21 protein-coding genes are annotated in these 24720 nt (G+C 37.2%); 11 read left to right on the plus strand and 10 right to left on the minus strand.

Translation table 11 applies throughout. The annotated features are described in order from the left end of the window. Positions 1-6 precede the first annotated feature (6 nt). Positions 7-1200 carry a glycine C-acetyltransferase gene (kbl, locus tag SJY37_RS05160; protein ID WP_298323291.1) on the minus strand — a complete coding sequence of 398 codons (1194 nt, stop codon included), beginning with the start codon at positions 1198-1200 and terminating at the stop codon, positions 7-9. 23 nt (positions 1201-1223) lie between these two features. Beyond that, entirely contained in the window at positions 1224-4364 is a 3141-nt protein-coding gene (locus tag SJY37_RS05165; RefSeq protein WP_298323289.1) for an exodeoxyribonuclease V subunit beta, read from the minus strand. A gap of 265 nt (positions 4365-4629) precedes the next feature. Here SJY37_RS05165 and SJY37_RS05170 point away from each other — a divergent pair, with 265 nt between their 5' ends. Further along, entirely contained in the window at positions 4630-5238 is a 609-nt protein-coding gene (locus tag SJY37_RS05170; protein WP_108877514.1) for a superoxide dismutase, read from the plus strand. 524 nt (positions 5239-5762) lie between these two features. Here the strand turns inward: SJY37_RS05170 and SJY37_RS05175 are convergent. From SJY37_RS05175 to SJY37_RS05195, 5 genes are all read right to left on the minus strand, one after another. Next, positions 5763-7661, minus strand: coding sequence for an amidophosphoribosyltransferase (locus SJY37_RS05175; protein ID WP_298323286.1), 1899 nt, complete (start codon positions 7659-7661; stop codon positions 5763-5765). 42 nt (positions 7662-7703) lie between these two features. Then, positions 7704-8636 (minus strand): PfkB family carbohydrate kinase, encoded by a 933-nt coding sequence (locus SJY37_RS05180; protein WP_108877515.1) that lies wholly within the window; start codon positions 8634-8636, stop codon positions 7704-7706. A gap of 208 nt (positions 8637-8844) precedes the next feature. After that, positions 8845-9480, minus strand: coding sequence for a ribonuclease H family protein (locus tag SJY37_RS05185; protein ID WP_298323280.1), 636 nt, complete (start codon positions 9478-9480; stop codon positions 8845-8847). A 160-nt stretch (positions 9481-9640) separates the two neighbouring features. After that, the gene (locus SJY37_RS05190) at positions 9641-10036 is read right to left on the minus strand and encodes a hypothetical protein (RefSeq protein ID WP_298323278.1); all 396 of its coding nucleotides are present in this window, start codon (positions 10034-10036) and stop codon (positions 9641-9643) included. After that, the gene (locus SJY37_RS05195) at positions 10033-10626 is read right to left on the minus strand and encodes a phosphoribosylglycinamide formyltransferase (RefSeq protein ID WP_298323276.1); all 594 of its coding nucleotides are present in this window, start codon (positions 10624-10626) and stop codon (positions 10033-10035) included. The genes SJY37_RS05190 and SJY37_RS05195 overlap by 4 nt, the downstream gene beginning before the upstream one ends. Before the next feature lie 177 nt (positions 10627-10803). On the opposite strand from SJY37_RS05195, the gene SJY37_RS05200 reads away from it, so the two are divergent. From SJY37_RS05200 to pyk, 6 genes are all read left to right on the plus strand, one after another. Beyond that, positions 10804-11037: an acyl carrier protein gene (locus SJY37_RS05200; protein ID WP_013750595.1), complete on the plus strand. Its 234-nt coding sequence runs from the start codon at positions 10804-10806 to the stop codon at positions 11035-11037. Between the two features lie 10 nt (positions 11038-11047). Then, on the plus strand, positions 11048-12301 hold the full coding sequence (gene fabF / locus SJY37_RS05205) for a beta-ketoacyl-ACP synthase II (RefSeq protein WP_108877517.1): 1254 nt from the start codon (positions 11048-11050) through the stop codon (positions 12299-12301). Between the two features lie 6 nt (positions 12302-12307). After that, the gene (gene rnc / locus SJY37_RS05210) at positions 12308-13045 is read left to right on the plus strand and encodes a ribonuclease III (RefSeq protein ID WP_298323272.1); all 738 of its coding nucleotides are present in this window, start codon (positions 12308-12310) and stop codon (positions 13043-13045) included. 93 nt (positions 13046-13138) lie between these two features. Beyond that, a complete protein-coding gene (locus SJY37_RS05215; protein ID WP_298323270.1) occupies positions 13139-14773 on the plus strand; it encodes a sensor histidine kinase KdpD in 1635 nt (544 codons plus the stop codon). Positions 14774-14878: 105 nt separating this feature from the next. Beyond that, positions 14879-15355: an IPExxxVDY family protein gene (locus SJY37_RS05220; protein WP_013750591.1), complete on the plus strand. Its 477-nt coding sequence runs from the start codon at positions 14879-14881 to the stop codon at positions 15353-15355. Further along, positions 15355-16782 (plus strand): pyruvate kinase, encoded by a 1428-nt coding sequence (pyk, locus tag SJY37_RS05225; RefSeq protein ID WP_298323267.1) that lies wholly within the window; start codon positions 15355-15357, stop codon positions 16780-16782. The genes SJY37_RS05220 and pyk overlap by 1 nt, the downstream gene beginning before the upstream one ends. Positions 16783-16842: 60 nt before the next feature. Here pyk and SJY37_RS05230 read toward each other — a convergent pair whose 3' ends face one another. The 3 genes from SJY37_RS05230 to uvrC form a co-directional block, all read right to left on the minus strand. Beyond that, positions 16843-17613, minus strand: a complete 771-nt coding sequence (locus SJY37_RS05230; protein WP_298323265.1) for a hypothetical protein — start codon at positions 17611-17613, stop codon at positions 16843-16845. Between the two features lie 132 nt (positions 17614-17745). Further along, positions 17746-19977 carry a patatin-like phospholipase family protein gene (locus SJY37_RS05235; RefSeq protein WP_298323263.1) on the minus strand — a complete coding sequence of 744 codons (2232 nt, stop codon included), beginning with the start codon at positions 19975-19977 and terminating at the stop codon, positions 17746-17748. Continuing rightward, complete coding sequence (gene uvrC / locus SJY37_RS05240) at positions 19974-21770, minus strand: excinuclease ABC subunit UvrC (protein WP_298323847.1); 1797 nt, start codon at positions 21768-21770, stop codon at positions 19974-19976. The genes SJY37_RS05235 and uvrC overlap by 4 nt, the downstream gene beginning before the upstream one ends. A 102-nt stretch (positions 21771-21872) precedes the next feature. On the opposite strand from uvrC, the gene SJY37_RS05245 reads away from it, so the two are divergent. From SJY37_RS05245 to SJY37_RS05260, 4 genes are read left to right on the plus strand one after another with little or no spacing between them, the layout of a single operon-like run. Next, positions 21873-22319, plus strand: a complete 447-nt coding sequence (locus tag SJY37_RS05245; RefSeq protein ID WP_298323261.1) for a RimK/LysX family protein — start codon at positions 21873-21875, stop codon at positions 22317-22319. Further along, entirely contained in the window at positions 22294-23166 is an 873-nt protein-coding gene (rimK, locus tag SJY37_RS05250; RefSeq protein WP_298323259.1) for a 30S ribosomal protein S6--L-glutamate ligase, read from the plus strand. The genes SJY37_RS05245 and rimK overlap by 26 nt, the downstream gene beginning before the upstream one ends. A 6-nt stretch (positions 23167-23172) precedes the next feature. Then, positions 23173-24171, plus strand: a complete 999-nt coding sequence (locus SJY37_RS05255; RefSeq protein WP_298323257.1) for a succinylglutamate desuccinylase/aspartoacylase family protein — start codon at positions 23173-23175, stop codon at positions 24169-24171. After that, entirely contained in the window at positions 24152-24715 is a 564-nt protein-coding gene (locus tag SJY37_RS05260) for a 5-formyltetrahydrofolate cyclo-ligase (RefSeq protein WP_298323844.1), read from the plus strand. Before SJY37_RS05255 ends, SJY37_RS05260 begins: the two co-directional genes overlap by 20 nt. Positions 24716-24720 lie beyond the last annotated feature (5 nt).

A 24720-nucleotide genomic window follows, 5' to 3' on the forward strand; every position in this document is an offset into this window, starting at 1 on the left:
GTAACATTAAACAACTTTTAATGCTTTTCCAACCTTAATAAATGCATTGATAGCCGTATCTAAATGTTCTATGGTATGAGCAGCGCTTAATTGCACTCTGATCCTAGCTTTTCCCTTAGGAACAACTGGGAAGAAGAACCCTATTACATAAATTCCTTCTTCTAATAATGCATCAGCCATATTTTGAGAAAGCTGCGCGTCATAAAGCATAACAGGTACAATAGCCGATTCTCCATCTATAATATCAAATCCAGCGTCTTTCATCCCTTTTTTGAAATATGCAGTATTGTGGGCAAGCTTATCTCTAAGCGAGGTGTCTTTTTCTAGCATGTCAAAGACCTTGATAGAAGCACCTACAATTGCCGGGGCAAGGGAGTTTGAAAATAAATAAGGACGACTACGCTGGCGCAGTATCTCTATAACTTCTTTCTTTGCTGTAGTATATCCACCCATTGCACCTCCTAGTGCTTTTCCTAATGTTCCAGTGATAATATCTACTCTCCCTAACACACCTTTTTCTTCAAGAGTACCTATGCCACGATCACCTATAAATCCAGTGGCGTGACATTCATCTATCATTACTAGTGCATCATACTTATCAGCTAGATCACAAATTTTATCTAATGGGGCTACAAGTCCGTCCATAGAGAATACACCATCTGTTACAATGATTTTATGACGAGCGCCATTTTCATTTGCTTTTTTAAGTTGCTCTTCTAGATCTGCCATATCATTATTTGCATAGCGATATCTTGCGGCTTTACACAATCTAACGCCATCTATAATAGACGCGTGATTAAGCGAGTCAGAGATTATAGCATCTTCTGCTCCTAGTAGTGGCTCAAAAACTCCACCATTTGCATCAAATGCTGCAGCGTATAAAATGGTATCTTCTGTACCATAAAACTTAGCAATACGATGTTCTAGTTCTTTGTGAATATCTTGAGTACCGCAAATAAAGCGCACAGAACTCATACCAAAACCATGCGTATCCATAGTGTCTTTGGCTGCTTGTATTACCTCTGGATGTGAAGAAAGCCCTAAGTAATTATTTGCACAAAAGTTAATCACCTTTTCTCCTGTAGAAATAGTAATCACAGCATCTTGTGCAGATGTAATGATGCGTTCTTTCTTATATAGTCCTGCCTCTTTAATTTCAGCAAGTTCTTTTTGTAAATATTGTTGAATATTACCGTACATGTGTTTGATTTTTTACAAAGGTATTAAACAGATATCACATCTACAGTGGCGTCTATATATACTAGAAATTTATTAGCTACTTTAAAGCCCATTTCTTCATAAAGTGCTCCATACATAGTGATTTGTTTACTGTGTGATGGATTATGCATTCCGGTTTTATAATCTATAATGGTGGTATCACCATTAGACAATACAACAACTCTATCAGGTATGTAAAATGAGCCGTCACTAGATAAAATCATTCGCTCGTTGTAAACCGTATTTTGATCTTGATAATAATCGGTTAGTTGGTGATTGCTCGTAATGTTGTGAAGAAGATTATTAATGGTTTCATATCCTTCCTCTGGGATAATACCTTGCTTTACGGCATCTTCTAGTACATGCTGGACGTCTGTATAACTATTAATCTGAGCCATTAGCTCATGAATGAGGTTTCCATAGGTAATAGCATTTTGTTTTTGCTCATCCCATAAAAAGGTGGCTTGAGTGATGATCTGAATACCTAATTCTTCTTTTGAGGTAGAGATAATTGAAGGAACAAATGAGGTATAATCTGCCTTGTTGTCTTCTTTTTTTGCAGGTGTCTCGCGTCCAAAAGTATAGGTGCGTTGATCTTCATTCCATAGATTATTCGTTTTAAGATAATCTATAAACAAATCGCTGTAGGTATTTATTTTTTCTTTGCTTTCGCGAAAGCGTGACAACACATATAATCGTTGGGCGGCTCTTGTGAGTGCTACGTACAATACATTAATGGTGTCAAATTGCTGTTCATTATTTCTCGTCTCATATAGCGATGTGCCAGCTTCCCCAAAATCTTTAAGACCACTATTATGGGGAACCATCAACGTTTTAAATCCTCCAAATGCTGGTTCGTCTATAGGATACCATTGATGTTCTCCTCGCACTCTATATAAATCTGAACTTGCATAAGGGTAGATGACAATAGGAAACTCTAATCCTTTAGATTTATGAATGGTCATGGTCTGTACAGCGCTATCTTGCTCTGGAGCAACAATACTAGACTTCTCCTTTTTTTCTTCCCAATAGTCTATAAATCCAAGAATGCCACCACTTTTACTCTGTGAGTAACTATAAGCAAGATCAAGATAAGCCACTACGTAAGCATCAGAAATTGCAGTGAGATTAAAGGATCTAATTATTGACTCTAGATATTCATAAAGCGGCAACGTTTGCATATAGTCAATGTGCACAAAAACATCAAATTGCTGTAAATGCTCAATAAACTCTAAAAATGTGCACGAGGTATTGGTACTATAAAATGTGTGTGTGTCTTCTACATTATAATAAGTTGACAGGAAGTAGAGTACAGGCAGTCTATTTTCTATTTGACTAGGGTAGGAGAGCATTGTTGCAAATGCATGAATAAACTGTACTGTGCTAGAGTTTGAGATAAGCAAGCTCTCAGAAGACACTACTTCTACATTTGCCTCTTGAAGGGCAGTTGCTATTAATGAGCCATCTATATTATTTCTCGTAAGTATACAAATGTCACTATGCAAGTAGCCTTGGCTAGTAGCTTCATTTATAATTTCAATAATGCGCGCAGGATATATCTCATTCGCTTCTTCTTTATTTTCATATTCTAAAAACTCAAGAGATACAAAGCCCTTTGTGTTACTATTAGTTTGTTGTGAGTTGTCTTTATAATAAATTTCTCGATATAGTTCGTTATCAAAGTGAGTTGCGAGATGTGTAAAAAACTGATTATTAAAGTTTATAATTTCGGCGCTACTTCTATAGTTAGTCTCTAGACGGTCTATGGTTGCTGGAGTAGAAAAGGGGTTTGTTTGATTACTCAACGCTATAAATTGCTCTGCTTCTCCTCCTCTCCATCTATAGATTGCTTGTTTAGGATCTCCTACGAGTAATAATGAATTTGCAACAGTATCTTCTGCCTGGCTACTTATGGTGTTATCTATAAGCGGTATTAAATTGTCCCATTGCATTACCGAAGTATCTTGAAACTCGTCTATAAAGTAGTTTGTATACCGCTCGCCAAGTCTTTCATATAAAAAAGCGGCTGGTTGATCTTTAAGCGACTGAGCAATAAGTGCATTAAAATCTGAGATGAGTAACACATTTTCATCTTCCTTTATAAGTTCTAGCTCTTTCTTAATTAAATGTAATACAGAGAGCGGTATAATCTTAGATCTAAAAGATTGTAACATACTTTGCTTAGAAGCAAGTTCCCTAAGCTTCAAAAACGTTGCTATAAAATGATCTCTATGCCCATCAATAGTAGCTTTGATATGGTCTTTTTGAGTCTTTGTATAAAAGGTGTAAGACGTAATATTATCTTTATATGCCGATCCTGTATACGCAAGTCCTTGTACACCATTTGCAACTTGGAGCATGAATTTATAAAAATATCCGCTCGCAAAACTTTTTTGATCTAACCCGAGTTCATGAATCAATGCTATGAGATCTTCTCCTAGCTGTTTTTGTGCTGATACAAGTGACTTAATTTGATTATGTAAATAGCTGGTTAATGTGTCAAAATCTGCAAGAGACTTATCTTTAATTAGCTCCAGCGCTTTGAGGTCGTTTTCATTATGCAGTAAGTTTGCTATTTCTAGCAAATCACGGGCAATGTCCCAGCTCTTATCATCATCTGCTTTTTCTAAAGCAAAATTTATTAGGACTTTAGTAATCTCATCATCTATGCCCACCTTTGCAATAAGGGCATCTACTGCTTGGGCATTGAGTGTTTTTTGATCTAATGAAACCTCAAAACTGCCAGAGATATTTAGGTCTTTTGCAAAAGTGCGTATGATTCTATGGGTAAGAGTATCTATCGTTACAATGTCAAAGGCAGCATAGTTATGTAGTATGCGATTGAGTATTTCTTTAGCCTTTTTTATGACTACCTCCTCAGGCAATGCACTAGATGAAACTAAGTCGTCTAGCATGTCTGGTTTTTTAGTGCCAGGCTCATAATGACCTAAGTTTTTGAGCGTGTCTAGCACACGATTTTTCATTTCTGCTACCGCCTTATTTGTAAAAGTAATAGCAAGAAGATGTCTAAACTTATTGGCATCATTACTCTTGAGAAGCGTTGTGATATATTGCTTTACGAGGCTGTATGTTTTTCCAGATCCCGCAGAAGCATTAAGTACGATAAACGTATTAGTTTCGGTCATAGTACTAAGATAGCAAAAGCGACTTAAAAGGGATAGTATTGTCATTATCTTAGTAATATTTAATTCGCACTAAGAGACTAATAGAAAATATAGCAGAGGTGGTAAGTTTATTACCTTGTAACTGTTTCACAGTTGAAAGAGATGTTTTTTTGCTTTCGCGAAAGCAAAAGCTAACTTTTATAAGAAATCTATAACATAAAGAGTAGCTTACTTTATGTAACTTTGTTAAAATTTGAAAAGAAGTTTAACCAAAAACGAAAAAGAAATGTCATTTACGTTACCAGAATTACCATACGCTAAAGATGCACTAGAGCCTAATATTGATGCTAAAACAATGGAGATACACCACGGGAAGCATCATGCGGGTTATACTTCAAAGCTTAATGCTGCTATCGAAGGAACTGACCTTAACGGAAAAACAATAGAAAATATACTTATCAACCTAGATATGTCTAACACTGCTGTGCGTAACAACGGTGGAGGTTTTTACAACCACAGACTTTTTTGGGAAGTAATGTCACCAGATGGTGGAGGAGAACCTACGGGAGAACTTGCCGAGGCAATAAACGCTGCTTACGGAAACTTTGAGTCTTTTAAAGATAAATTTTCATCTGCAGCTGGAGGACAGTTTGGTTCAGGATGGGCTTGGCTTTGTGTACACGAAGGTGGAAAAGTTGAGGTATGCTCAACTCCTAATCAAGATAACCCACTAATGCCTAAAGTAGGGTGTGGAGGTTTTCCTATCTTAGGACTTGATGTATGGGAGCATGCATACTACCTAAACTATCAAAACAGACGTCCAGATTATGTAAACGCATTTTTTAATGTGATTAACTGGGAAAAAGTGTCTGCATTATATGCGCAGAACAAATAAGAAATAACTCTTATATTAATTCTTAAAGCCCACTTTTATTGTGGGCTTTTTTTATACAAGAAAATGTAGGTAAATTCTTTCTCTAATTTCTTGCGTAAATTCTATCTCAACTTTTTTACTTACATAAAATCGGACGTTTAAAATAAAAATATAGACTGATGTGGTTTGATTCTAAAGGTGGTTTTGAATACTATATTTGGTAATTATAGCTCATTACCAATTAGATATATTTAGTAGTCTAGAAAGGATGATTTTTCAATCAAAACTGAATTACTTTAAAGATTGTATTTGAAGTTTAATGTTGAGGTCTTAAAACTTTAAAAATTGGGCATAAAAAAAGGTGGAAAGATCCACCTTTTTTTGCCCCAAATCTACCATGAACTTAACCTACTTATGCTATGGCAATGCTAATATAAGAGGGTTTTGGTCAGTAGCAGTATGTTTTAGACCAAAGGCATAAATTTTAGACGAAATACACAAATAATTTTTAAATTGTGATATCTTTAAGACCAAATGCATATTTTTTAGTAGGCTCTTTCTTTATTTCCTTCTACATAATTAATGAATGCTTTGTTTACAACGCGGTTACCTCCAGCTGTAGGATAGTCTCCTGTAAAGTACCAATCTCCAAGATTATCAGGACACGCTTTATGCAAGTTTTCTACAGTTTGATAGATGATATCTACTTCTGTTTTTACCGAGCTATCCGTAAGTAATTCTGCAATCTTTTTAGAAACTTCTCTCTGTTCAAAAGGAGCATATATATCCTTAACATGATTCTTTACTTCCTTGTCATCTAGATCTACTTGTGCCTTACACTTCTCATATACCTCTTGTATAAGACTTTCTTTGCCATTTTCTTTGAGTAAAGCAATCGCGGCTCTAAAAGCTATAAAATCTTCTAGTCGCGCCATGTCAATACCATAGCAATCTGGGTATCGTATTTGAGGAGCACTGGACACAACAATAATTTTGGCAGGGTTTAAGCGTGCCATCATTTTGATAATGCTCTTCTTAAGCGTTGTACCGCGCACAATGCTATCGTCTATAATTACGAGTTTGTCTTCTGGCTTAATAACACCGTAGGTAACGTCATAAACGTGCGCTACTAGGTCGTCACGACTACTATCTTCTGTAATAAATGTACGAAGCTTAGCATCTTTTATGGCAATCTTTTCTGTGCGTAAACGCTGTGAGAGAATCTCTGTTAGTTCGCTTTCATTTAGATTTCCCTTGGCAGCAAGAATCTTTTGTCCTTTTTGCTTGTTAAGTTCGTCTTGTGCAGCCTCTACAAGACCGTAAAAAGAGGTCTCGGCGGTATTAGGAATAAAGGAGAACACAGAGTTCTTGGTGTCGTGATTAATGCTTTCAAGTACTCGAGGCATTAATAAACGTCCAAGCATCTTGCGCTCCTTATAGATTTCTGCATCAGAACCTCTAGAGAAGTAAATGCGCTCAAAAGAACATGCCTTACGTTCTAATGGCTCTATGATTTGCTGTATGGTAAGTGTGCCATTCTTTTTAATGATTACTGCAGCCCCTGGATCTAATTCCTTTACTTCATCAAAAGGCACGTTAAACGCTGTCTGTATCACAGGACGCTCACTAGCTACTACAGCTACTTCATCGTTTTCAAAATAATATGCAGGTCTTATTCCCGCAGGATCTCTCAAAACAAAAGCATCACCATGACCTAAAAGTCCAGCCATTGCATAACCACCATCCCAATCTTTTGAAGCTCTTCTAAGTATTTTGCCTACTTTAAGTCTTTCTGCTATTTGAGGAGAGGCTTGTTGTTTATTAAATCCTTCCTTTTTTAATTTCTTGTAAAGTTTTCCAACTTCATCATCCAGAAAATGGCCTATCTTTTCCATTACTGTAATGGTGTCTGCCTGCTCTTTTGGATGCTGCCCTAAAGAAACCAACTTGTCAAAAAGCTGATTTACATTAGTCATATTAAAGTTACCTGCAACGATAAGGTTACGGTGCATCCAGTTATTTTGACGCAAAAATGGGTGTACACTCTCAACGCTGTTTTTTCCGAAGGTTCCATAACGTACGTGACCTAGTAACAACTCTCCTATGTAAGGGACATTACTCTTCTGCCAGGCTACATCATCCTTCTTATCAGGATTTGCAGTCATAAGCTCGTTTATACGACCATTAATTTCTGCAAAAATATCTTGTATAGGTTGTTGTGCTGTAGATCGCTGTCTAGATATGTAGCGTTGTCCTGGAGCGACATCTAGTTTTATACTAGCAAAACCTGCACCATCCTGACCACGATTGTGCTGCTTTTCCATCATTAAGTACATCTTGTTTACCCCGTAAAAAGCAGTACCGTATTTCTCTTTGTAAAATTCAAGTGGTTTTTTTAGTCTTATAACTGCAATACCACATTCATGCTTGATAGCGTCACTCATAGCTTGTAAAAACAAAAGCGCTCCAAAAATGGAGCGCAGGGTTTAGTTGTTTATGTTTATGTCAAATTGCACAAGTTTTTTAAACTGATGCAGTCTCTCTTTTATTTCTTCTGGCGTCACAGATTGTAAACGCTCTGTTCCAAATTTTTCTACCGTAAAGGAGGCAAGGCAAGAGCCATAAATAAGAGCCGTCTTCATAGTTTCAAAAGAAGTGTCTCCTGCTTGAGCTATATAGCCAGCAAATCCTCCAGCAAAGGTGTCTCCAGCTCCCGTAGGATCAAAAACATCTGCAAGTGGTAATGCAGGGGCAAAAAACATATTGTCTCCCTCAAAAATAAGAGCTCCATGTTCTCCTTTCTTTATAACTACATACTTAGGTCCCATCTCGTGGATTTTCTTTGCAGCAGTTACAAGTGAGTACTCTCCACTTAACTGGCGAGCTTCTTCATCATTTATAGTGATAACATCTACTTTTTTGAGCGTAGTCTTAAGCTCATCAAGTGCGATATCCATCCAGAAATTCATCGTGTCTAGTATTACAAGCTTAGGCTTTACTTCCATTTGCTCAATAACACTAAGCTGTACTTGTGGTTGTAAGTTACCTAGCATTACAATAGGTGCTTCCTTATGTGATGCAGGAACCTTAGGAGAAAAATCTGCTAGTACATTAAGTTCTGTAGCTAGTGTATCTCTAGAGTTCATATCATTGTGATACTTACCACTCCAGAAAAATGTTTTACCACCTTTTACTACTTCTATTCCGTCTGTGTTAATTCCTCTCTCTGCAAGAAAATCAAGATATTCTTGAGGGAAGTCATCACCTACAACGGCAACAATGGCTGGATCAACATTATCAAACTGTGCCGCAGCAAGTCCTATATAAGGAGAAGCTCCTCCAATAATTTTATCTGTTTTTCCAAAAGGTGTCTCTATTGCATCAAATGCACAAGAACCAACAATAACCAATTTACTCATCTATAATTTTTGTGCAAATATACGGTTTTGAATGTTTGACAACTCAATTTTAAGGAGACCGCTTTCGCGAAAAAATGTAATTTCAACTACGTAAATAAATTAGCAATAAAACTTTTTATAGCATCCCAGTTTTTGATGACAAGCATTGTAAGGAAAGCCGAAATTGCTATTGTGTAAATTCTCTTTTTTTCTCTTTTCATACTGACACTTATTTCCTCCCAAAATCTGCTGGGATTTCGCCCCAGGCTTTGGTTTCCCACTTCACAATCGTAGTGATGTAGGTGTTTGTTTTGAGCCACTGCTCTGCGCGCGCTATCAGTTCAAATACATCTTTATTTTTTGGGCTTTGCTTGAGGTTGGTCTTGCAATGTTTCTTTTTTACCCAGCCTATTGCTATACGGGAGTCACTATATATAAGACGATCACTACCTATCTTCTTTAAATAAGCAAGCCCATGCACGAGTGCGAGAAACTCTCCTATGTTGTTAGTTCCTTGCTTAAAAGGCCCTTGGTGGAAGAGTTGTTTTACCGTTTGAGTATCTACCCCGCGATATTCCATGATGCCTGGATTACCAGAACTTGCGGCATCTACAGCAATAGAGTAGAGGTTGGGGAAGCCATATTTGGCTTTTTCTTCGGCGGTGAGTACTTTTTTCTTTTTTGAGGAGCCTTTAAAGTCGTTATAGTCTCCATTATATGCGTTTTTTGCTTTGGCAAAGGTTTCAAAACTCTTGTATTTTGCGCCGGCATAACCATCTATCATCTTCTTGCATTCCTTCCAAGACTCATAGATTCCAGGTTTTTTACCTTCCCAGACTACATAGAATTTTTTTGTTTTTGCCATAGTTTAATATCATTCCTGCGAAGGCGGGAAATTCATCCCGAAAGCGTTGTGTAGAATCAAAAGTAAACGAAATTGATGATTTGCTTTGAAATTGAAGATACTAATCCGTCTATCTGGGTCCTCGGATACCAATATAAAATCAAGGGTAAAAGTAAAATAGTTAGACGATTTTGGTTTTTTTGAGAAAATATCGTGCGGAAAGATTATAGAGAATAGGCAGAACCCAAATAATAAGATCCAAATTACGACTCCAAAATTTAGAATTTGCAAACGATTTTTGGTGTAAAACGTAAAGCAAAATAATAATCCAAAGAGCGGCAGGTATTAAAAATGCATACTGAGGTCGCTTGTCGTTGGTATAGAAAAAATTAAATGCATTGAGAAAAGCATTTAGTAATGTAAATAAGAATGCATATACTAGGGACATCAGCCCAATCCTTGCCCCAGAATACGTATCCACATCTACTAATAAAGTACGCGTATTAGTGATTACAACTACTGCGATAAAACTAAATGCAAGTTGATAAACATAAAGCTTGGCTACTTTATTCTTCATTTCAAAAATTCCGCAATCACCTCTGGAAAATGAGCGTGTTCTAGTTGGTGTATTTTTTCGGCAATTGCTTCTGGAGTGTCTTCTTGGGTTACTTCAACTTTGGCTTGAAATAAGAAATCTCCTTTGTCATATTCTGGCGTTACTTTATGTATGGTGATGCCTGTATATATTTTTTGAGAAGGGTTTTTATCGTGTTGCGCTTTCGCGAAAGCGTAAACAGCCTCATGCACATTCATGCCGTACATCCCTTTTCCTCCAAAATCTGGGAGCAATGCTGGATGTATATTTATAACCTTATCTGGAAACGCCGAAATTATTTTTTCTGGAAATAGCCATAAAAAACCTGCCAAAATGATGACATCTGGTCGTGCAGCTTTAAGAAGATGGAGTACATCATCACTTTTATAGAAAGCTTTTCTGTTAAAACTAAACGCAGCAACATCAAGGGCTGAGGCCCTTTGTAGTACTTTGGCACGAGGGTTGTTACTAAGAACTTGCACGACTTGTGCATCCGTACGATCCTGGAAAAACTCTATAATACGCTGGGCATTTGTACCGTTACCCGAGGCAAAAATCACAATTCGTTTCATTTTTCTTGTTGCTGTTGTGGGTGCGAAATAAAGAAATATTAGTAACTATTTGAAGGTTATGGAAAGGAACTTATTTTATATTTCCGTAAATTACCTTCACATTTTTGAGTTGCAAACTTGTTTAACGGTAAAGTTTGTTATTTTTGCGACTTAAATAAAAATTTAAATTAGAAAATTATGTCAGACATTGCATCAAGAGTAAAAGCGATTATCGTAGACAAATTAGGAGTAGACGAAAACGAAGTTGTAACGGAAGCGAGCTTCACAAACGACCTAGGCGCTGATTCACTAGACACAGTGGAACTCATTATGGAGTTTGAAAAAGAATTTGATATCCAAATTCCAGACGATCAAGCAGAAAATATTGCGACAGTAGGTCAAGCAGTATCTTATATAGAAGAGGCAAAATAAGTCTTTATTTATGGAGTTAAAGCGAGTAGTAGTTACCGGACTTGGTGCACTTACCCCGATAGGAAATAATATTCAGGAATACTGGGAAGGACTTTCTACAGGGAAAAGCGGGTGCGCGCCCATCACCTATTTTGATGCAGAAAAGTTTAAAACGAAGTTTGCTTGTGAACTTAAAAACTTTGACGCTCTCGACTTCTTTGATAGGAAAGAAGCTCGAAAGCTCGATAGATTTGCTCAGTATGCACTGGTAGCTTCAGATGAAGCTATCAGTGATGCGGGCATTGATCTTGACTCTGTTGATAAATTTAGGGTTGGGGTTATTTGGGGAGCCGGTATAGGTGGTCTGGAGACTTTCCAGAATGAAGTCCTCAACTTTGGTGCTGGAGATGGCACCCCTAGATTTAATCCTTTCTTTATACCTAAGATGATTGCAGATATTGCCCCTGGTAATATCTCTATCAAGCATGGCTTTATGGGACCTAACTATACGACGGTTTCTGCTTGTGCTTCTTCTGCAAATGCAATGATAGATGCCTTTAACTATTTACGTTTAGGGCAATGTGATATTATTGTTACAGGAGGATCTGAGGCTGCGGTAACGCAGGCTGGTATGGGTGGTTTTAATGCAATGCATGCGTTGTCAACTAGAAATGATGATTTTGAAACGGCTTCAAGACCCTTTGACGCAACCAGAGATGGTTTTGTATTAGGAGAAGGTAGTGGTGCATTAATCTTAGAAGAGTATGAACACGCTAAGGCACGTGGTGCCAAAATTTATGCTGAGGTTCTAGGTGGCGGTATGTCTAGTGATGCTTATCACATGACAGCACCTCATCCAGACGGTATAGGTGTAGAGCGAGTAATGCTTAACTGTTTACGTGACGCAGGTCTAACACCTGAAGATGTAGATCATATTAATACACACGGTACATCTACTCCACTAGGTGATGTAGCAGAGCTTAAGGCTATCAAAAAAGTATTTGGTGATCATGCAAAAGAAATAAATATTAATTCTACTAAGTCTATGACTGGACACCTTCTGGGTGCTGCTGGGGCTATAGAGTCTATTGCTGCTATCCTTGCGATGCAACATAGTCTTGTTCCTCCTACAATCAATCATACTACAGTAGATGAAAATATAGACCCCTCTTTTAATTTAACGCTTAATAAAGCACAAAAGAGAGAAGTAAACGTAGCAATGAGTAACACTTTCGGTTTTGGAGGTCACAATGCTTGCGTATTATTTAAAAAACTTGACGCTTAGATTATAATGAGCGCATTTAAAAAAATATTTAACTCTCGTGCTGAAAAGGACGGGAGTTTTTTTATGCGAATGCATGCCATCATAGGCTTTAAACCGAAAGAGATAAAGTACTATGAGAAAGCTTTTACCCATCGTTCTCTAGGTCTTAAAAAAGCAGATGGTAATCCTCTTAATTATGAGCGATTAGAGTTTTTAGGAGACGCAATGCTCGGGTCTGTTATTGCAGCACATCTCTTTAATGCCGTACAAGGTGGTAATGAAGGATATTTAACTAAGATGAGATCTAAGGTGGTAAGCCGCAAGCATCTCAATGAGCTAGGCAGAGATCTCAATCTTGTGAGATATGTAAGAGCAAGTATTCCCCTAGATAATTTTGGGGTTAATATTCATGGTAATCTTTTTGAAGCTTTAGTAGGCGCTATATACCTTGATCGAGGTTATAAATATTGCGAGAAGTTTATAGCTAAGCGTGTTATAGAGCCCTATGTAGATATAGAGAAGCTTGAGGGCCGTATCATTAGTTACAAGAGTGTATTAATAGAATGGTGCCAGAAGGAAAAGCGCATATTTAAATTTGAAACTTTTGAAGATACTGGTCAAGACACTGTAAAGCATTTTGGGGTAAAACTTTTTATAGATGGTAAGGTTGTTGCAAAAGCTCGTGCTACAAGTAAGAAAAAGGCAGAAGAAATAGCTTCAAAACGCACTTTTTATGCTTTTCAACGAGAAATTGAAACTCAATAACGTAAGTTTATTAATTGATTTTACTACATTAGCTTTTTAATCATCTTTTTCCCCTAGAAGATTAAAGATTAGAGTCTTAGGGCTCCACCCCTTATGTTAGTAAAATTTCCAAAGAGATATTATCTCGTTTTTGCATTTTTTGCACTCATAACAGCAATTGCTGTTTATTGGGGAACATCTCGCATAATACAACAAGAGGAAGCTGCTCGTACACTTAACTTAGAAAGAGCAAATAGAGAAGCTGCAAAGGAATTTCAAGAAGCTCTTAACAATTATGCGACTCTAATTTCTGGAGTAAAAAGTTATATTGAAATATCTAATGGGAGCTTTACAGAGAACGATATATCTTCCTTTATAGAACGGCAGCTAGGTGGACTTATCATGGAACGTCCCTTTAGTGTCTCATATATTGATACGAGCCATATTTTTATTTTTGACTTTACCATGCAGCCTGTACCTAATGCAAATTTGGTAGGAAAATCAATAGCGAAATTTATAGGAAAGGAGGGTACATTGAGAATGGACTCTTTAATGCGTAAGAGTAATTTCTATGCCTCAGACCCCACAAATTTATTAGAAGGTAGAGTAGGACTTCCATTAGGTTTTGGTGTTTTGGACAGCCTTGGTAATTCTATGGGTTATATAACTAGTATTGCAGAGTTTGCCCCTATTTTAGATAAAGCATATGTTCATACTAATAAAGATGATTTTGTCTTTAAGTTTAAGAGTAGTAACGGTAATTACTTTGATCGTAGTAGAGCCTATAATGGACAAAAAATATATTCTGTAAATGAGGATCCAGAGTTTTTTAAAAACTTTGATGTCAAAGAAGAAACCTATATCTCTAGTGTAGTCCCTTTTTACAATAAAGAATTTATATTAAGCACCGCCTATAAGAAGTCTCATGAAGGTTTCTTAGCGCTAGGCGTTACATCATGTTTGTGGTATCTCGCCATATTAGGATTTATGTTCTTTTTGATAAGTCAGTATTATTTGTATGAGCGTAAGAATAAAATTATTGCCTCACAAAAAGTCCGATTGTCAGAGTTAGTAGCTACTAAAAATAAGTTTTTTTCAATTTTAGCAAACGATCTTAGAGGCCCTCTATCATCCGTAATAAACTTTCTAGATGTGTTAAAAGTAGAACATACAAATAACAATCAAACCACAACTATAATAAACTCTCTTGAAGACTCTAGCCGAAATAGTATTTCATTACTTGACAACCTTCTAAAATGGTCAAAACTGCAAACAGAGCAAGTTGAATTTACTCCTGTTGCATTAGATATCATGTCTATTACAAAAGATCAAATTAAAATACAAAATCATGCTCTTCAAAATAAAGGGCTCAATATACGTCTAGAGTCAAGCTTTAAAGGTGAAGTAGTAGGAGATAAAAATATGGTGGCGACCATAATTAGAAATGTACTGTCTAATGCAATTAAGTTTTCACACGATAATGATATCATAGTGATTGAGCTTACAAGGCTAGATAATAAGTTTGTTTTTAGTATTGAAGATAACGGAATAGGGATTCCAGAACATGACAAGCAACGACTCTTTGACTTAACTGAAATCACAAGTCGGGTGGGCACTAGAAACGAGAAAGGTTCAGGTTTAGGACTAGTTTTAAGTAATGAGTATCTCAAGGCTCATAGGGGAGATATACTTATAGAAAGTGAAGATGGTAAAGGAACTCTCGTTACATTCACATTGCCTTTAGGTTAATTACTTTACAATTTCTAGCGAAAACGTTTACGTAACTTTAATACCTCTCGCGTATTCCTTCGGATGCTTCTTTGTATCTTTCTAACTTGCTTAAACGTTATGGGAATGTATAAAATTCTTTTGGAAGACTCCATTGGTTATGACTTTACGCTCATAGCTATACATGGTTCATTAGAGCCATATTACTTGGCATACTTACTTAATAAGAATCTTGGATTAAGACTATCTCGTTCTCGTGAAGACCTCATTATTGGCAATCGAGAAGAAGAGGCAAGCTATCCCTTTTTTGAATTTAATGATGAGCATCAGTACGTAGATTACTATGTGTTATCAAATAAGACAAAGATAGAAGTAGAAGCTAAGGCTGTTGTAGGTCTTTTTGAATCAGAGAAAACACTCAAGACTACCTACTTTATTCCTGAGATGCCACAAGTAGATTATTTTATAAAAGTGGTTGAGGATGGTAACGCTTTCGCGAAAGCTAAAGCACTAAAAATTCTCAATCAAATATCACATATTGTTACCGCTTATGAAGTAGACGTAAGCTCGTTAAAAAATAAAGAACACTTAATTTTTGAATAATGCAGAAAAGAAAAAAAACCAAGATAGTTGCAACGCTAGGGCCAGCAACTAGTAAGCGACAAGTATTGCTAGACATGATGAATGCAGGAGTAGATGTATTCCGCATTAACTTTTCACATGCAGACTATGAAGATGTTAAGGAGCGCGTAGCTATGATTCGTGAGTTAAGCGAAGAGACTGGATACAACACGTCAATACTAGCAGATTTACAAGGGCCAAAACTTCGTATAGGAAAAATGAAGGAAGAGGTAGTTGTAAATCCTGGAGATAAAATTACCTTCTCAACAGAAAGCGAATTTGAAGGAACAAAGGATCGTGTTTATATGAATTATAAGCAGTTTCCTCGTGACGTAAAAGCAGGTGAGCGCATTTTACTAGATGATGGTAAATTGATGTTTCAAGTTGATAAAACAGATGGTAAAACAGAAGTTGAGGCTACAGTAATTCAAGGAGGACCGTTACGTTCTAAAAAAGGGGTAAACTTACCTAATACAGACATATCACTTCCAGCACTTACTAAAAAAGATGTAAAAGATGCAATTTTCGCTTTAGGACTTAAGGTGGACTGGATGGCACTTTCTTTTGTAAGACATGCAGAAGACTTGCAGCAATTACAAGAGTTGATCAAGAAACACTCTGACCATAAAGTGCCAATCATTGCCAAAATTGAAAAGCCAGAGGCTGTAGCAAATATTGATAAGATTGTTGCTTATTGTGATGCTTTAATGGTGGCGCGTGGAGATCTAGGTGTAGAAATTCCAGCACATGAGGTGCCGTTAGTGCAAAAGCAATTAGTATTGCGCGCAAAAAAAGCAAGAATACCAGTAATCATTGCTACACAGATGATGGAAACAATGATTTCTAGTCTTACGCCTACACGTGCAGAGGTAAATGACGTTGCAAACTCTGTAATGGACGGAGCAGATGCAGTAATGCTTTCTGGAGAAACTTCTGTAGGTCAATACCCGGTACAGGTGATTGAAAAGATGGCTTCTATATGTCGTAATGTAGAAGATTCAGATCTCATTAAAGTTCCGCAGGCTCCACCACACATTAAGACTAAACGTTACATTACTAAGGCAATATGTTATCACGCGGCTCACATGGCAGATGAGATAGACGCAAAAGCAATTACTACTTTAACAAATAGTGGTTACACAGCTTTTCAAATCTCTGCATGGAGACCGTCATCTCATATTCTTGTATTTACATCAAACAAGCGCATACTTACACAGCTTAATCTACTATGGGGTGTAAAAGCATTGTTTTATGACAAATTTGTAAGTACAGATGAGACGGTAGAAGATATAAGACAAATGGCTTTAAATACAGAATTAGTAGATAAAGGAGATATGCTTATCAACCTAGTAGCAATGCCATTACTAGATAAAGGAATGGTTAATACACTTCGAGTTTCTGAGGCGTAATTATCCGTATACTGCATAAAAAAAGGGTAGCCAGCGGCTACCCTTTTTTGTTAATGAGATTTACAGAGATATTTCTTCCTCTATGATTACAAAGGCATTGTCAGATTTTTTAATCACGACAGTGCGTTTATAATCTCTTAGCGCATAGGAGTAAGTAATATTTGCTATATCACCCTTAGGAGTAATATTGATAGTAAGTTGATCAGTTTGTGTACGATCTCTTTTATCTCCATTTATGATAGTCACTGGTTCTTTTCTAATTGATAGTTCAGGATTTATCCCTTTAGGAAGATTAAAGAGACGCTGAGAAATTCGGTATGCTTCATTCCAGTCTTTTGCAGGAAGCTCTAGCGTTGTAGTCATTCCATAATCCTCGCCCTTTTTATTAGCTTTCTTAATTACTTTAATAGGGCGTTCTGGAGTGCTTAGTCGATTTGTGTATGCTTCTAGGCCTTCGTTTGGTTGCGGTGGAGCAAGCGACGTTAAATAGCCGTTAAAAGCAAAGCCTGTTGCACCTTGATAGTTCACTTCTATCATCTCACCAGTAATTCCATCTACGGTCATTTCTGTGTGTTCAGGATTACTCAATAGAGATACTTGTGCTCCATAGGGAAGCGTAAGTATTTTTTTTGAGGTGAGATTTGTTCCAGATCTTAGTGATAAACCAGAGGAGGAGTTCACATAAAAGTGAGTTGGAGTCGCAAGGATTTTTGGAGTTGCGATGGCAAGGGTTTCTTGAGTAGCATGTTCATTCTTATTTTCTGTTGAAGAATCACAGCTTAAAAAGATAGTGAAGCAGGTTACGGAGAGGATGATGGTGTTGATTTTCATGATGAATGAGTTTTTAGATTAAACATTTATCAATAGAAACCACGATATGTGCCAAATATTAAAGCGAAAAGGTTAAAAAAACGATAAAATCTCAACAACGTGCGCTCTATTTAATTATTGCCTGAGAATTGTTTAAAATTCGTAACCTAGACTTATAAACCACTCACTACGTTTAACTTCTGGGCTATAGGTATATTTAAGTCGCAAAGGACCAAGTAACGTTTCAGAGCCATAACCTAGAGAATAACCAGAAAATGTAGCTGGTGGCAACCAGTTATCTGGATTGTCAAAAATATCATAACCTACATTTGCAAAGTTTGCCGAGAGGTTGAGGTGGTTTTTTGGGAAAACCTCAAAGTCAATCTCAAAAAGTGCTTTTACATAGCCATCTCCAGCAATACTGAGGTAATCATACCCTAAAAACGGAACAATGTTATTTACTTTTTTTGCACCATAACCTCCTAAGAAAAAGTCGAGAGAATTATTATCTGCTCCACCTACTTTAAAGCCTCCTGCCGCCTCAACAGTAGCGGTAAATACATTACCTATACTACCAGCATATTTAATACGTGCATTTGCAACCCCAAACTCTGTAAAATCATTATTGTAATCTGATGAGGCTAGAAATAAATCAAAGTCTGCATCAAAAAGAACTCCTGAGTTAGGAAAATACTTGTTATCTAGAGAGTCATATTTTAATTGAGAGTACAATCCTCCTAGGTTACTTCGTTCAAAAATAACAGCTGTTTCTTCCTCATTAGTGGACACAACAGTTTCTGTTTCTATATCTAAAAACTTATGCTGTATACCTATGTCAAATGTAAATTGCTTCGCTAGTAGCGTTTGTATATAAATTCTGTTTGTTAAGTCTTGATAATTAAGGCTCACTCTGTTAATGCCATCTAGAGATATGTCGCGTAAATCTTCAATAAGACGAGCGCTTACGCCTTGTTCAAAGGAGGTATAAGAAGAGTTTACTCCCACACTCCAGTAAAAACCTTTATCAATGTAGTAATCAAAATCGTATCTAATATTGTCTCCTAGAATAAAGTCTAAAGAAGCAATATCATTTTTAAAAAGCACACCTTTTTTTGTGAAATTAATAAGTGCAGCAGTGCGAAAAAGGTCGTCATAATGTAGTGCTAGGCGCAATGATTGCGTGCTACTAGACTCTTTTAACTCAACGTGAAGTACAAACTCATCATTTACCTTCTGAAGTCTATGTCCTATTCTATTAAAGTTTTCGGTGGCTGTGAGGTTATTGATGCCATTATAAAAATCATCATAAGATACCGTTACAGGAGGAGTAAGCTTTAATTTTCCGAGAATGTAGGCTCTAGTATATTGCTCATTACCTGTAATACTCACGGCGGCAATCTGTAATGAATCTTGTGGAGTGGGTTTTATACGCTTTCGCGAAAGCGGTTTTTGGCTCATTGCAACTTGTTTAAGTGCATCATACTGTTCCATTGCCTTAGTGCGACCTGTGCCCATAATGACTTTACCATCATTGAAAGAAACCACAGAATAGGCATCAATAGAAGGTCTTATGTAAATATCTGTTTGTGTTTGTTTTTCCTCCATCGCTTTGGCGGTGCGATAGTTATTGATTTGCAATAATACCTCAGATGCAGATTTAAGATTGGACCTACCACGCAGTGTATCTTGTACATCTACACCAATAATAATATCCATACCCTTTGCACGCAATTCTTCTACAGGATAGTTATTTGTAACACCTCCATCTATAAGGAGTTTTCCATTTATGAGTACTGGACTAAATAATGAAGGTAATGCACCACTAGCTCCTAGCGCTTCAGGGAGATAACCTTTGTCTAAGATGACTTGCTCTCCTTTTTCTACATCTGTAGCGATGCAGAAAAAAGGAATAGGGAGTTTGCTAAAATCATTGATATTCGAAATGTGATCGAGATTTTTAGCCAGTAAATTATAGGTATTTTGACCTTTACTTAAAGAACTAGGTAGGGATAGCTTGAGATGATCAAACGGTAGTGAGATTACATATCGCTCGGCATCATCACGCTCGTAGGAGGTCTTTGCCTTACGGGGTAAATTATCTTGAATGATATTATTAAAATTTACAGAGGTAAAAATAGAATCTATCTCTGCGGCATTATATCCAGAGGCATATAGTCCTCCTACAATAGCGCCCATGCTTGTACCTGCAATATAATCTATGCGCACACCAGCTTCCTCTATAACCTTAAGAACCCCTATGTGCGCAAAGCCTTTTGCGCCACCACCACTAAGTACAAGACCTACTTTTACATCCTCTTTTTGCACTTCTTGCGCAAATGCAGAGAAGCTTAATATAAAGGCTGTAATTAGTATGAAGTACTTCATTCTTTAACGTGGTAGTGATTATATATGATAGCTGCTTTTGATGGTCCTATTACCTCTGTGAGACTCTTTTTACTTGCCACTTTTACTTTTGAAACAGAGCGGTAATGTTTTAATAAATCTACAATTGTTTTTTCACCTATACCACGTATTGTGTCTAGTTCTGTTCCTAGGGCTGCATTACTACGTTGATTACGGTGAAAGGTAATACCAAAGCGGTGTGCCTCATTACGTAACTGCTGTATGATTTTAAGGGTCTCACTCTTTTTGTCGAGATATAATGGAATACTATCACCAGGATAAAATAATTCTTCTAGTCGTTTTGCAATCCCTATGATTGCTATTTTGCCACGCAAGCCTAGATCATCAAGTGCCTTTACACCACTGGACAATTGCCCTTTACCACCATCTACAATTATGAGCTGAGGTAATGGTTGATCTTCGGCTAGGAGTCGTTTATAGCGTCTATAAACTACTTCTTCCATACTCGCAAAGTCATCTGGACCTTCTACTGTCTTGATATTAAATTTACGATAATCACTTTTACTAGCCTTTCCATTTTTAAAAACGACGCAGGCGGCTACAGGATTTGAACCTTGAATGTTTGAGTTGTCAAAACATTCTATATGCCTAGGCTCCTCACTTAGTCGTAAATCTACCTTCATTTGTGCCATGATACGGTTAGTATGGCGGTCTGGATCTACAATTTTAGTTTGTTTAAAACGCTCCATCCTGTAATACTTAGCATTACGTTCAGAGAGTTCTAGTATGCGCTTTTTGTCACCCAGTTTAGGCACCGTGATTTTGTATTGATTACCTAGCTCCACGTCAAAGGGAACATAAATTTCCTTGGAGTTGTGGTCAAAACGTTGCTGTATCTCAATAATACCAAGCTCTAGTAATTCTTTATCAGTTTCGTCTAGTTGCTTTTTGAGTTCTAGGGTATGTGATTTAATAATAGCGCCGTGCGATATCTGTAAGAAGTTTACATACCCATAACCCTCGTCACTTATAATGGAGAACACATCTACATCGCTTATCTTAGGATTTACAACCGTACTTTTAGATTGATACCCCTCGAGGATGTCAAGTTTTTCTTTAATGCGTTGTGCATCTTCAAACTCCATGGCAGCAGCGTGCTCCTTCATTTTTTCGCGAAAGCGAGCTAGAGAGTCTTTAAAATCTCCTTTTACAATCTGCCGTATATGCTCTATGTGCTCGTGATATTCTTTTTCTGATTGCTTGTCTTCACAAGGGCCTTCACAGTTACCTAAATGATATTCAAGGCATACTTTATACTTTCCAGCATCTATCTTATCTTTAGAAAGATCGTAGTTACAGGTGCGTAGCTTATAAAGGCTTTTAATTAAGTCTAGAAGCGTGCGCACAGTTTTCATGCTGGTGTATGGACCATAATACTCGCTACCATCTTTTATGAGCCTTCGCGTAGGGAAAATCCTAGGGAAGCGTTCATTTTTTATACAAATCCACGGGTAGCTTTTATCGTCCTTAAGTAAGACGTTGTAGCGGGGCTGATATTCTTTTATAAGACTGTTTTCAAGAAGAAGCGCATCTGTCTCGGTCTCGACCACGATATGCTTCATCTCGTGAATCTTTTTAACCATCGTTCTAATACGACCGTTATCTAGGGTTTTATTAAAATAGGAAAGTACTCGTTTTTTTAAGTTCTTTGCTTTTCCTACGTAAAGCAGTTTTCCGTTTTTATCGTAGTATTGATATATTCCCGGACTTGTAGGAAGTGTTTTGAGTTGAAGTTCTATTGGAGCAGCAGGCATACTCAAAGATAATATATGAGGCCGATTACGCTTTCGCGAAAGCATAAAAAATCGCATTAAAATCTTTATAAAGAAAGTACATATTTTATACCTTGCCATACTATGCCAAAACGCACTATAGGTCGCACTGACAAAGCAGATTTTCCAGTTTTAGGATTTTACGATATTGATATTAAGATCGATACGGGTGCTTACACCTCCTCGATACATTGTCACAGTATTGTTGAAAAGGAAAACAAACTAGTGTGCACATTCTTTGATGAAGAGCATCCACTCTATAATGGTCAAGAAATGATTTTTGAGGAGTATGATATTGCTGTTGTGCGCAGCAGCAATGGAGAAACTCAATATAGATATCAAGTCCAGAGTAATATTACTATCTTTAGTAAGACTTACAAGATATCATTAACGCTCTCGTCAAGAGAAGATATGAGGTTTCCTGTTCTCATAGGAAGGAAATTTCTAACAAAAAAATTCATCGTGGATACAGAGTTTACAGACGTATCCTACAATCTTAAAAACAATGAATCTAAAGATATTATCTCGTAACCCGCATTTATACAGTACATCTAGACTTGTAGAAGTAGGATTAAAGAGAGGGCATAGCGTTGAGGTGATTGATCCCCTTAAATGTGACCTTATCATAGAAAAGAAAAAACCTACGGTCTTTTACAAAGGACGCACGCTAGAAACAGCAGATGCAATTATACCTCGTATAGGTGCTTCTATTACTTTTTATGGTACTGCTGTGGTAAGACAGTTTGAGATGATGGATGCTTTTACAACTACTACATCCCAGGCACTTGTGAGAAGTAGAGATAAACTGCGTAGTTTACAAGTGTTATCTAGATCAAAACTAGGGCTGCCTAAGACTATTTTTACAAATTACTCGAGAGATGTGGAGGAGATGATTGCTCATGTAGGAGGAGCACCTCTTATTATAAAACTTCTTGAGGGAACTCAAGGGTTAGGTGTAGTACTCGCAGAAACCAAAAATGCAGCAGAATCTGTAATTGAAGCTTTTAATGGACTAGAAGCCCGAGTGATCGTACAAGAATATATCAAGGAAGCAAAAGGAGCAGACATTAGAGCATTTGTAGTAGATGGTCAGATTGTGGGGGCTATGAAGCGCCAAGGTAAAGAAGGAGAGTTTCGTTCTAACTTGCATAGAGGAGGAACTGCAGAAATTATAACCTTAACAGACGAAGAGGAAAATGCAGCTATAAAAGCAGCAAAAGCCATGGGTCTAGGAGTAGCGGGTGTAGATATGTTGCAAAGTGATCGCGGCCCACTTATTCTAGAAGTGAACTCATCTCCAGGATTAGAAGGGATCGAAAAGGCAACTGGAAAAGATATTGCCAAAACGATTATTCGCTATATTGAACGTAATATATAAGAGATTGTGCCAAAAATAGACGACAATAACATCCTCACATTACTAGGCGAGCAAGTATTACCTGGTGAGAGCGCTACTATAAATTTTAATATTGCAAAGCTTTATACGGCCACCTCTGTAGAGGTTCCCATTATTATAGAGCGAGCAAAAAAGCCGGGTCCAGTAATTTTAATTACTTCTGGAATTCACGGGGATGAAATTAACGGAGTTGAAATCGTACGCCAGCTCATCGCAAAAAAGATAAATAAGCCTAAGCGAGGAACCATCATCTGTGTACCGGTGGTAAATATCTTTGGGTTTTTAGATATGAAACGCACTTTTCCAGATGGAAGAGATCTCAATCGTGTATTCCCAGGTAATCCTAGAGGATCTCTTGCGAGTAGATTTGCCTACCAATTTGTAAAGAAAATATTACCAGTAGCAGATATATGTTTGGATTTTCACACTGGTGGAGCATCTAGATTTAATGTTGCTCAAGTACGTATAGAACCCTCAGATGAGACATCTCTAAAGTATGGATCTATCTTTAACGCACCATTTACACTTCATTCTAAAATGATACCAAAATCATATAGAGCCACTTGTGCGAGAATGGGCAAGCCAGTGATTCTTTTTGAAGGTGGGAAGTCTAAAGTAAGTGACAAGGAAATCGCACGACTAGGAGTTTTTGGAACCATGAGAATATTAGACCATCTAGAAATGCTTGGTGCTAATTTTGAAGTGCCAGAAGTTCTAAAAGAATCGGTAACGGTAGATGCTACTACGTGGCTTAGAGCACAATATTCTGGACTATTACATACTAAAGTGAGTTGTGGTGAGCGGCTATCTGTAGGCCAGCATATAGCTACAATCACAGATCCGTACGGCAAGTTTCGTCATGTTGTTAAGGCAAAAAACGAAGGATACGTAATTAATGTAAACGAGGCATCGCTAGTCTATCAAGGAGACGCAATTTTCAATATATCTATAGACCGTATACCTAATGATGACCAAGCAGGAGCTTAGAAAAAAGTATAAAGATTTAAGAGCTGCACTTACACAAGATGAGCGCGACGAGCGAAGTTTAGAAATCGCAAATCAAGCGCTCTCTATGGATATATGGAACCATGATTACTACCATATTTTCCTACCAATAGACCGCTTGCGCGAAATAGACACTCAGTATCTTCTCTCCATTCTAGGAGGGAAAGATAAGAATGTTATAATCTCAAAGTCAAATTTTCAAGAAAACACGCTATCTCATTTTTTACTCACAGACAATACTAAAATAGTAGTTAACGAGTACGGAATCCCAGAACCCGAAGATGGAATAGAAATACCTGCATCTAAACTTGACGTTGTATTTATCCCACTTCTTGCTTATGATGAGCAGGGCAATCGTATAGGGTACGGTAAAGGTTTTTATGACCGTTTTCTTGCTCAATGCAAGCCAGATGTTATAAAAATTGGTCTTAGCTATTTTGAGCCAGAAGAGCATTTAATCGACATAAACACACAAGACATCGGTATAAATCGCTGTATTTCACCGAAAAAGATATATAGTTTTTAAAAAAT

The sequence above is a fragment of the Dokdonia sp. R78006 genome, from assembly GCF_042466145.1.
In the GTDB taxonomy this organism is placed as follows: domain Bacteria; phylum Bacteroidota; class Bacteroidia; order Flavobacteriales; family Flavobacteriaceae; genus Dokdonia.